This is a genomic window from Actinotalea ferrariae (assembly GCF_019733465.1).
GTDB classification, from domain to species: Bacteria; Actinomycetota; Actinomycetes; order Actinomycetales; family Cellulomonadaceae; genus Actinotalea; species Actinotalea ferrariae_A.
Genome location: NZ_JACVQL010000124.1, coordinates 1 through 9096, shown reverse-complemented (window position 1 = coordinate 9096; position 9096 = coordinate 1). Strand labels below are relative to the sequence as shown.

Annotated in this window: 11 protein-coding genes and 1 pseudogene; 5 read left to right on the top strand and 7 right to left on the bottom strand. The window is 75.3% G+C overall.

Annotation, left to right across the window (positions count from 1 at the left end):
• A pseudogene (locus tag ICW40_RS10880) lies at positions 1 to 542 on the top strand (hypothetical protein); the annotation flags it as partial.
• Positions 539 to 1204, top strand: coding sequence for a response regulator (locus ICW40_RS10875; RefSeq protein WP_221653846.1), 666 nt, complete (start codon positions 539 to 541; stop codon positions 1202 to 1204). The pseudogene ICW40_RS10880 and the gene ICW40_RS10875, both read left to right, overlap by 4 nt.
• Positions 1205 to 1334: 130 nt before the next feature.
• On the opposite strand, the gene ICW40_RS10870 is transcribed toward ICW40_RS10875, so the two are convergent.
• Positions 1335 to 2273: an alpha/beta fold hydrolase gene (locus ICW40_RS10870; RefSeq protein ID WP_221653845.1), complete on the bottom strand. Its 939-nt coding sequence runs from the start codon at positions 2271 to 2273 to the stop codon at positions 1335 to 1337.
• Complete coding sequence (locus tag ICW40_RS10865) at positions 2270 to 2911, bottom strand: TetR/AcrR family transcriptional regulator (protein ID WP_221653844.1); 642 nt, start codon at positions 2909 to 2911, stop codon at positions 2270 to 2272. The genes ICW40_RS10870 and ICW40_RS10865 overlap by 4 nt, the downstream gene beginning before the upstream one ends.
• Positions 2912 to 2982: 71 nt before the next feature.
• Here ICW40_RS10865 and ICW40_RS10860 point away from each other — a divergent pair, with 71 nt between their 5' ends.
• Positions 2983 to 3843, top strand: coding sequence for a Cof-type HAD-IIB family hydrolase (locus ICW40_RS10860; RefSeq protein ID WP_221653843.1), 861 nt, complete (start codon positions 2983 to 2985; stop codon positions 3841 to 3843).
• A gap of 52 nt (positions 3844 to 3895) precedes the next feature.
• Here ICW40_RS10860 and ICW40_RS10855 read toward each other — a convergent pair whose 3' ends face one another.
• The 4 genes from ICW40_RS10855 to ICW40_RS10840 form a co-directional block, all read right to left on the bottom strand.
• Positions 3896 to 4189 (bottom strand): helix-turn-helix transcriptional regulator, encoded by a 294-nt coding sequence (locus ICW40_RS10855; RefSeq protein ID WP_260459084.1) that lies wholly within the window; start codon positions 4187 to 4189, stop codon positions 3896 to 3898.
• Complete coding sequence (locus tag ICW40_RS10850) at positions 4182 to 5087, bottom strand: ABC transporter permease (RefSeq protein ID WP_221653842.1); 906 nt, start codon at positions 5085 to 5087, stop codon at positions 4182 to 4184. The genes ICW40_RS10855 and ICW40_RS10850 overlap by 8 nt, the downstream gene beginning before the upstream one ends.
• Entirely contained in the window at positions 5084 to 6004 is a 921-nt protein-coding gene (locus ICW40_RS10845; protein ID WP_221653841.1) for an ABC transporter ATP-binding protein, read from the bottom strand. Before ICW40_RS10845 ends, ICW40_RS10850 begins: the two co-directional genes overlap by 4 nt.
• A 132-nt stretch (positions 6005 to 6136) precedes the next feature.
• Entirely contained in the window at positions 6137 to 6691 is a 555-nt protein-coding gene (locus ICW40_RS10840) for an O-acetyl-ADP-ribose deacetylase (RefSeq protein WP_308121744.1), read from the bottom strand.
• 80 nt (positions 6692 to 6771) lie between these two features.
• Between ICW40_RS10840 and ICW40_RS10835 the strand changes: the two genes are divergently transcribed.
• The gene (locus tag ICW40_RS10835; RefSeq protein WP_221653840.1) at positions 6772 to 7629 is read left to right on the top strand and encodes an aldo/keto reductase; all 858 of its coding nucleotides are present in this window, start codon (positions 6772 to 6774) and stop codon (positions 7627 to 7629) included.
• A 62-nt stretch (positions 7630 to 7691) separates the two neighbouring features.
• Complete coding sequence (locus tag ICW40_RS10830) at positions 7692 to 8540, top strand: maleylpyruvate isomerase N-terminal domain-containing protein (protein ID WP_221653839.1); 849 nt, start codon at positions 7692 to 7694, stop codon at positions 8538 to 8540.
• Between the two features lie 15 nt (positions 8541 to 8555).
• Here the strand turns inward: ICW40_RS10830 and dtd are convergent, their stop codons facing one another.
• Entirely contained in the window at positions 8556 to 8981 is a 426-nt protein-coding gene (gene dtd, locus ICW40_RS10825; RefSeq protein WP_221653838.1) for a D-aminoacyl-tRNA deacylase, read from the bottom strand.
• Between the last annotated feature and the right edge of the window lie 115 nt (positions 8982 to 9096).

Genomic DNA, 9096 nt, shown 5'->3' with positions numbered 1-9096 from the left:
GCCTCGCGCCCCCGCAGCACGGGCTGGGCGACCTCGACGCGCTCGTCGCGGAGGTCCGGGCCGCCGGTCAGGAGGTCGAGCTCGTGCGCGAGCGGCCGGGTGGCACCGCCGACGACGACGTCGCGGCCGTCGTCGCGCGGACCGCGTACCGCGTGGTGCAGGAGGGGCTCACGAACGCGCGCAAGCACGCGCCCGGCGAGCGCGTCGTCGTGCGCCTCGCTGGGGACCGGCGCGCCGGCCTCACGGTCGAGGTGACCAACCGCGTCGTCCGCAGGGTCAGCGGCACCGACGGCAGCGCCGTCGACAGCGCCGTCGAGAGCGCCGTCGGCAGCACCGTCGACAGTGCCGTCGACGGACCCGCCGTCGGGGCAGCAGGGGCGGGCGTCGGTCTCGTGGGCCTCGGCGAGCGCGTCCGGCTCGTCGGCGGCCGCCTCGAGCACGGCGTCCTGGGCGGCGACGCCGCCCGCGCACCCCACGGCGCCCACGGACCCGACGGCGCCCCGACCTTCACGGTGAGGGCCTGGCTACCCTGGCAGCCGTGAGCCGGCCCGCCCGCGTGCCAGTCCGTGTCCTCCTCGTCGACGACGACGCGCTGGTCCGTGCGGGACTGCGGATGATGCTGGGCGGTCGCGACGACCTCGTCGTCGTCGCGGAGGTCGCGGACGGCGCGGAGGTGCGCGAGGCGCTGGACCGCCATCCCGTCGACGTCGTGCTCATGGACCTGCGGATGCCCCGCCTCGACGGAGTGGTGGCCACGGCGCAGGTCCGGGCACGCCGGGACCCGCCCGAGGTCGTGGCTCTGACCACGTTCGACTCGGACGCCGAGGTGCTCGGTGCGCTGCGCGCGGGCGCCGCGGGTTTCCTCCTCAAGGACACGCCGCCCGCCGAGATCGTCGACGCCGTCCTCCGCGTCGCGGCGGGCGAGCCCATCGTCTCGCCGTCCGTGACGCGACGGCTGATCGAGGCCGCGGTCGAGCGCGATCGCGTCGCCGACGAGGCGCGGCAGAGGCTGGACCGCCTGAGCGACCGCGAGCGCGAGGTGGTCCGCGCGCTGGGGCAGGGCCTGACCAACGGTGAGATCGCCGAGCTCATGCACGTCAGCGTCGCAACGGTGAAGGCGCACGTCTCGCACGTCCTCGAGGCGCTGGGGATGACCAACCGGACGCAGGTGGCGCTGCTCGCGCACGACGCGGGCCTCGTCTGAGGCACATACGGCGGGCCTCGTCCGACGGCGCGCACGGAGCCTCGTCTGACGGCACAGACGCGCGCCTCGTCCGACGGCGCCGACGGGGCCCGTCCGACGGCACGGACGAGACCGGTGCGGCCGCGCGGGCTCAGGCCGCGGTGACCCGCCCGAGCACGTGGCCGACGACGGCCTCGACGGTCGCCCGCGAGGCGAGCACCCGGTGGTGACCGAGCCCCGCGGTCGTGACGAGCCGGGCACCCGGCCAGGCAGCCACGAGGCCGGTCGCGACGCGGTAGGGCGTCTCGGCGTCGTCCCGGTCGTGCACGACGAGCGTGGGCGGCACGCCACCCGGGACGGCGCCGTCCCGTCCGAGCGGTGCGAGGTCGAAGTCGGCCATCGCGCGTTCGGTGATCTCCTCGAGCGCCGCGCGCAGGTGGTCGCGCGTGCGCTCGCCGAGGCGCAGGTGGCGCGAGAACTGCGTGACGATGTCGCCGAACTCGTGGTTGGGCGCCACGAGCGCGAGCCGGTCGGTGGGCGTGCCGGCCGCGAGCACCTGCCCGGCGACCGTGCACCCCATCGAGTGCGCGACGAGGCCGGCCGGGGCGCCGAAGCGCGCGGTCGTCGCGTCGAGCGCCTCGACGAACTCCATGACCGTGCCGCGACGCGGGCCGAGGAAGCCCGGGTCGGAGTCGCCGTGCCCGGGCGCGTCGAGCGCGACCACCTGGTGGCCCGCGTCGACGAGCGGCGCGACGAACGCACCGAGCTGACCGCGCCAGCCGCCCCAGCCGTGCATGAGATAGGTGATCGGGCGGTCCGGACCGGCGCCCCACACCTCGACCGCGATGGTCCCGCCCCGCGGCACGGGCACGCGGTGCAGCTCGCTGCGGTGCTCGTCAGCGCGCGGCCGGTGGTCCTGCCGACGAGGCACGGGAGGCAGCGTGCACCACAGGTCGAGCGCCCGGCGGTCCGCCGCGGCGGGCGCGACGGTCTCGAGGACGCGGAGCTGGAGACGCACGGCCGCCAGTCCGGCCGCCGCGGTCGCCCGGCGGCGCGTGCGCCGCCAGCGGCGCGTGAGGGACGCGGTCATCGGGAGACCTCCACGGTGTCGACGAGCGTGGTGTCGGCAGGCGGGCTGGTGTCGGCGCGGGCCTCGGCGATCAGCGCGTCGACGGCGGCCCGCGCGCGCTCGTCGGCACGCGGGTCGGCGAGCAGCCGGTGCCGGTGGTACACCCCGAGCATCACGCCGTAGAGGTCGGCGGCGAACTGCTGCGGGTCGGCGTCGGGCCGGAACTGGCCCTCCTCGACGCCGCCGGCGAAGACCCGGGCGAGCGAGTCGTCGAGCCGCTCGTGGAGCTCGACGAGCCGGTCCCGCACGGGCCCGGGACGCTCGTCCATCTCCGTGCTCGCCTTGACGAAGAGGCAGCCCCCCGGCCGGCGCGTGCGACCGCAGGTCAGCCACGCGTCGACGAGCGCACGGATCCGCGGCTCACCACGGGGCTCGCGCAGCGCCGGGACGACGACGGCCTGCGCGAAGTCCTCCGCGGCGGCGTCGAGCACCGCCATCTGCAGCGCCTGCTTCGAGCCGAAGTGCGCGTACATCCCGCTCTTCGACATCTCGACCTCGGTCGCGAGCGCGCCGATCGTGAGCCCCTCGAGGCCCACCCGGTAGGCGAGGGCGATGCCCTGCTGGAGGATCACCTCGCGCGTGCGCTCGCCCTTGGCCATGCAAGCGAAAATAGCACGACCGTTCGTGCTCTTGTCCAGCCCCGGGGGCAAGAGCACGAGAGACTCGAGCCATGAGCCGCACGCCCGACGTCGACCGCCCCAGCCTCCCCAGCGCCGAGGAGGCGGGAGGTCTCCGCCTCGTCGCGCTCGACATGGACGGCACCCTGCTCGACGCCGACCACCGCGTGCACCCGTCGTTCTGGGCCGTCGCGGACGAGCTCGAGCGGCGGGGCGTGGTGCTGTGCGCGGCGAGCGGCCGTCAGCTCGCGACGCTCGAGGAGATGTTCGGCGAGCGCGCGGAGCGGATGGTGCTCATCGCGGAGAACGGCGCGAACGTCGTGCACCACGGGCGTCCCGTGAGCACGAGCCTCGTGACGCGCGACGCCGTCGTGCGTGCGATCGAGGCGGTCCGGGCGCTCGCTGCCGACGGCGAGCCCGTGGGGACCGTCCTGTCGGGGGTCCGCGGCGCGTACGTCGAGCGGCACGACGACGCCTTCCTCGACGTCGTCTCCCGCTACTACGCGCGCCTCGAGCGGGTGGAGGACCTGCTGGCCGTCGACGACGACGCCCTCAAGGTCGCGGTGCACCATGCCCAGGACGTCGCGGAGCGCGTCCACCCGGCGCTGCTGCCGCTCGCCCCCGAGCACACCGTCGTGCTGTCGGGGACGCACTGGGTCGACGTCATGGCGCGCGACACCGACAAGGGCGTGGCGCTCACGCGGACCCAGGAGGCGCTCGGGGTCACCCGCGCGCAGACGGCGGCCTTCGGGGACCACCTCAACGACGTCGAGATGCTCGACGCGTCCGCGCTCTCGTTCGCCATGGCGGGCGCGCACCCCGACGTCGTGGCCGCCGCGCGGTTCGTCGCGCCCCCGCACACCGAGAACGGCGTGACCCGCGTGCTCGCGCGCCTGCTGGAGCTGCAGGCCTGAGCAGCGGAGGCTGCCAGCCGCAGGCCTGACGGGCGCAGGGTTCCCGGCCGGCTCAGCCGCCGTGAGCCGGCACGGGCGCCGACGCGTCCGTCGCCTGCGGCGCGCTGCCCAGCCGCGGGAACGGGCGCAGCGCGAACACGACCTCCAGAGGGACCTCGAAGTACTCCGCGATCCGCAGCGCCAGGTGCAGGCTCGGGCTGTACTCGCCCCGCTCGAGGTACCCGATGGTCTGGTAGTGCACCTCGAGGGCGTCCGCCAGCTCCCGGCGCGACACCCCGCGCTCGGCGCGGAGCATCGCGATCCGGTTGTGGACCGTCTCGCCCGAGGGCGGGGTGCGCTCAGCCAATCCGCTGCATCCGTTCCTGCTTGCGAGCCTCGACCGCCGAGCCCGACTCCCGGCGCGCCATCCTACGGAGCACCCGGGGCGCGAGCAGCAGGCCGACCGCCGTCCACAGCCCGAGCACGCCCACCGCCTCGAGGATGCGCCACTCGCCGCCCGGCTCGAGCACGCTCGCCTCCTCGGGGAGGAACGCCCAGCGCATGACGTGCCCGAGCCAGTACATCGGGAACACCTGGCCCACGACCTGCATCCAGGTGGCGAGCTGCGTGAGCGGGACGAAGATGCCGGAGACCGCACCCATGGCGAGGACCGGGAGCATCCCCCACGTGCTGACCTGGTTCGGCTTGCGCGCGACCGACCCGATGACCATGCCGATCGGCAGCGTCGCGACGAGGCCCAGCGCGAGCGTCGCCGTGAGGGCGAGCCAGCCCACGAGCCCCCGGTGCATGTCGACACCCAGGAACAGGACGCTCGGCAGCAGGATCACCGCGAGCATCGGCAGCATGCCGAGCGCCTGGAGCACGACCTGACCGCTCACGTAGCCGGTCATCCCGTGCGGCGCCGCCTTGGCGCGCAGGAGGGTCCCGTCCTCGCGCTCGAGCACCAGGGCGAAGGCCGGCCCGAGCACCCCGCCGAACACGAGCATGGCCGCGAGCAGACCGGGCATGGCGAGGGCGGGGACGGTGATCGACGTGCCCTCGACGAGGGCGTCCCGGTTCAGGACCAGGTAGAGCAGCACGCCGCCGCCCCAGCCGAGGTAGAACATCAGGTCCTCGGGGTTGCGCAGGCTGATGCGGAACTCGGTCACGCCCCGCCGCGCGCCGACCCGGACGGCGTGCGCGACGGGGGCGGGGAGCCGCCCGACCGACCGGCTCGGTGCGGTTCCGCTCGTCGTCGTGGTCATCGGACCGCTCCCCCCACCCGCTCGTCCTGCGTGCTCGGCTCGTGCCCCTGCTCGTGCTGGTGCACCAGGCGCACGTACGTGTCCTCGAGGCTCGCGCGGCGCACCTCGAGGTCGGTGACCTCGTCGTCGTGCTGCAGCAGCTCGCGGACGAACGCCGTGGCGTCGTCGGCCGCGTGCACGAAGCGCTCCCCGCCCCGCGACCAGCGGACCTCCGCCCGGCCGGCCACCTGGCGCGCGAGCGCGTCGGGGCTGCCGTCGGCGACGATGCGGCCGCCCGCGAGGATGAGGATGCGGTCGGCGAGCTTCTCGGCCTCGCTCAGGTCGTGCGTCGTGAGCACGACGGTGGTGTCCTCGAGGTCGACCAGCGAGTGCACGACGTCGTGGAAGTCCCGCCGCGCCTCGGGGTCGAAGCCCGCCGTCGGCTCGTCGAGGAAGAGCAGCTCCGGGCGTCCGACGATGCCGATCGCGACGTCGAGACGGCGTCGCTGCCCGCCCGAGAGGCGCATGAGCAGCTGGTCCGCGGAGTCGTCGAGGCCCACGGTCGCGAGCAGCTCGTCGACGTCGCGCGGGCGCGGCCGCCCCGGCGTGCCGTACGGGCGGTAGTAGTCGCCCAGGTGCACGAGCAGGTCCCGCACGCGCCAGCGGCGGTGGTCCCGCCACGACTGGAGCACGATGCCGATGCCGGCCCGCCAGGACTCGGGCGCCGACGCCGGGTCGTGACCCAGCACCGTGACCTCTCCCGCCGACCGGTCGCGGAACCCCTCGAGGATCTCGATGGTCGTCGTCTTGCCCGCGCCGTTGGGCCCGAGCAGCGCGACCACCTCGCCGCGCCCGACCGACAGGTCGACGCCCTCGAGGACGTCCTTGGTCCCGTACCGCATCCGCAGGCCGCGGGCGCTCACCACCTCGTCGTCCATCGCCCCTCCTCGTCGCCGACGCCGTACGGGCCGCCATGCCGGTACTACTGGATGTAGTAGGTCTACTACTTCCAGCAGCAGACATCAACCCCCGGCCAGGCACGCGGCGAGGCCGCGGTCCTCAGGGGTTCCTCAGGGACGTGCGAGCGCGCCGCGGAAGGCCTCGAGCAGGCGCGGCGAGAAGAGCACGAAGCGGACCTCCCGCACGACGGCGTGCGGGTGTGCCGACACCCAGGCGCGCACGGCGCCGACCGCGACCCGGGCGACGTCGTCCGCGGCCCACCCGTAGACCCCGGCGCTCACCGCGGGGAACGCCACCGAGCGGGCACCGAGGCCGTCGGCGACGTCGAGCGACCGCGTGAAGCAGGACGCGAGGAGAGCGGGATCCGTCTCGCCGGCGTGCCGGTTCGGCCCGACGGTGTGGACGACCCAGCGCGCCGGGAGCCGTCCTGCACCGGTCGCGACCGCCTCCCCGACCGGCAGCCCCGCCGGCAGGCTCGTGCGACGCAGCTCGCGGCACTCGGCCAGGAGGTCCGGGCCGGCCGCCGCGTGGATCGCACCGTCCACGCCGCCGCCGCCGAGCAGCGACGCGTTGGCCGCGTTGACGACGACGTCGACGTCCTGCGTCGTGATGTCGCCGAGGACGGCGGTCACCCCGCGCAGGTCGGCGGGCGGCTCCTCGGTCACCGACCTACGATCGGCCGCGAAACGATACGAGAGCCATCGGGCCGACCGCGTGCGGCCGCCCCACAGCACCGGGAGACCTCATGCAGCAGCGCCGCATCGGCGACCGCACCGTCAGCGCCATCGGGCTGGGCGGCATGCCCATGTCGATCGAGGGCAAGCCCGACGAGGCGCGCGCCATCCGCACGATCCACGCCGCGCTCGACGCGGGGGTGACCCTCGTCGACACGGCCGACTCGTACCACGAGCACCCCACCGACGTCGGCCACAACGAGATCCTCATCGCCAAGGCGCTGCGCCTCGCGGGCAAGGGGCCGGACGACGTGCTCGTCGCGACCAAGGGTGGGCACCGCCGACCGGGTGACGGGTCCTGGTACGTCCAGGGCGACGCCGCCTACCTCAAGAAGGCGTGCGAGGCGTCGCTCCAGCGCCTCGACGTCGAGGCGATCGGGCTCTACCAGTTCCACCGCACCGACCCCGCGACGCCGTACGAGGAGTCCGTCGGCGCGATCCGGGACCTCCTCGACGAGGGCAAGATCCTCATGGCGGGCATCTCCAACGCGAGCCCCGACCAGATCCGCCTCGCGCAGGAGGTGCTCGGCGGGCGCCTGGTCTCGGTGCAGAACCAGTTCTCGCCGTCGTTCCGCAGCAGCGAGCCCGAGCTCGAGCTGTGCGCCGAGCTCGGCATCGCGTTCCTGCCGTGGAGCCCGCTCGGCGGCATCTCCAAGGCCGGTGACCTGGGCGGCCGGCACGCCGCGTTCGCGGAGGTCGCGCAGGAGCGCGGTGTCAGCCCGCAGCAGGTGTGCCTCGCGTGGGAGCTCGCCAAGGCCGACGTCGTCATCCCCATCCCCGGTGCGAGCCGCCCCGAGAGCATCACGGACTCGGTGCGCGCGGCCGAGCTCGAGCTGACCGCCGAGGAGCTCGAGCGCCTCGACGGCTGACGGGGCAGGCCCGGGCCCCGACGCGCTCGGGCCCTGTCGGGGGTCGGTGCGACGATCGGGCCATGCCCACGGAGCACCCCCTCGACGACGCCGCCGTGCTCGCGCTCGACCGCTACCAGGGCCTCATCGCCTCGGCGGCGGCCACGCTCGCGCGGTCGGCGTCGGCGGCCGGGCCGACCGCGGACGTGCCGACGTGCCCGCGCTGGTCCGCGGTCGACCTCCTCGCGCACCAGGGTCTGGTGCACCGGTGGGCGACCTCGCACCTGCGCGGGCACGACGGCCGCACGCCCGAGGGTCGTCCGCTGCCCACGAAGAGCGCCTACCTGCGCACCGTGCCGGCCGACGAGCTGGCCGGCTGGGTGGTCGCCGGCGCGGCGGACCTCGTGACCGCCCTCGCCGAGGCGCCGGCGGACCTGCGCGCGATGACCTTCCTGCGCGAGGCGCCGGCGCCCCGGCTGTTCTGGGCCCGGCGCCAGACGCACGAGACGACCGTCCACGCGGTCGACGGCGTCGCGGCGCGGCTCGGGCGCATGCCGACCACCGCCGAGGCGACCGACGCGCTGAGCCTCACACCCGACGTCGCGGCCGACGGGCTCGACGAGCTGCTGCGCGGCTTCATCACGCGCGGGGCGGCGAAGATCCGGCGCGACGCCCCGTACACCGTGCTGGTCGAGCCGTCCGACGTCGACGCGGCGTGGTTGCTGCACGTCGACGAGGCCGTCGTCACGCGGCGGCTCGGCGGCGGGGCGGACCCGGTGGACGCCCCGGCTCGTGCGGCCGACGTCCGGCTCACCGGCACGGCTGCGGCGCTGTACCTCGGCCTGTGGAACCGCGGCGACGAGATCGCGGCCGAGGGCCTCCCCGACTTCCTCGACACGTGGCGCCGGAGCCAGCGCGTGCGCTGGTCGTGACGCAGGGGCGGGGCCTCAGGCCTCGAGCAGGATCGTCACGGGTCCGTCGTTGACGAGCTCGACCGCCATGTCGGCGCCGAACACGCCCGTCGCTACCTCGAGCCCGCGCTCGCGCAGGGCGGCGACGACGGCGTCGACGAGCGGCTCGGCGACCGGTCCGGGCGCCGCCGCGTTCCAGGTCGGCCGGCGCCCCTTGCGCGTGTCGGCGTAGAGCGTGAACTGGCTGACGACGAGCACGGGCGCGCCGGCGTCCGACGCCGACTGCTCGTCGCGCAGGATGCGCAGCTCCGCGACCTTGCGGGCGATGAGCGCCACCTGGTCCGGGCCGTCCTCGTGCGTCACGCCGACCAGCACGACGAGGCCGGGCCGGTCGAGCCGACCGACCACCTCGCCGTCGACGGTCACCGACGCGCGCGTCACGCGCTGGACGACGGCCCTCATCGGGCGCCACCCGCCGAGCGCCCCGGCTGCGACGGCCCGGTGGGCGACGCCCCCGCGCCGAAGGTCGCGCGCACCTCGCCCACCGGGCGACCGTGGCCGAGCACGGGCGTCGCGC

Bases quoted from the DNA above. Each gene is read 5' to 3' on its own strand.
- ICW40_RS10870 (WP_221653845.1), bottom strand. From the start codon at position 2,273: ATGACCGCGTCCCTCACGCGCCGCTGGCGGCGCACGCGCCGCCGGGCG.
- ICW40_RS10865 (WP_221653844.1), bottom strand. From the start codon at position 2,911: ATGGCCAAGGGCGAGCGCACGCGCGAGGTGATCCTCCAGCAGGGCATC.
- ICW40_RS10860 (WP_221653843.1), top strand. From the start codon at position 2,983: ATGAGCCGCACGCCCGACGTCGACCGCCCCAGCCTCCCCAGCGCCGAG.
- ICW40_RS10850 (WP_221653842.1), bottom strand. From the start codon at position 5,087: ATGACCACGACGACGAGCGGAACCGCACCGAGCCGGTCGGTCGGGCGG.
- ICW40_RS10845 (WP_221653841.1), bottom strand. From the start codon at position 6,004: ATGGACGACGAGGTGGTGAGCGCCCGCGGCCTGCGGATGCGGTACGGG.
- ICW40_RS10835 (WP_221653840.1), top strand. From the start codon at position 6,772: ATGCAGCAGCGCCGCATCGGCGACCGCACCGTCAGCGCCATCGGGCTG.
- ICW40_RS10830 (WP_221653839.1), top strand. From the start codon at position 7,692: ATGCCCACGGAGCACCCCCTCGACGACGCCGCCGTGCTCGCGCTCGAC.
- dtd (WP_221653838.1), bottom strand. From the start codon at position 8,981: ATGAGGGCCGTCGTCCAGCGCGTGACGCGCGCGTCGGTGACCGTCGAC.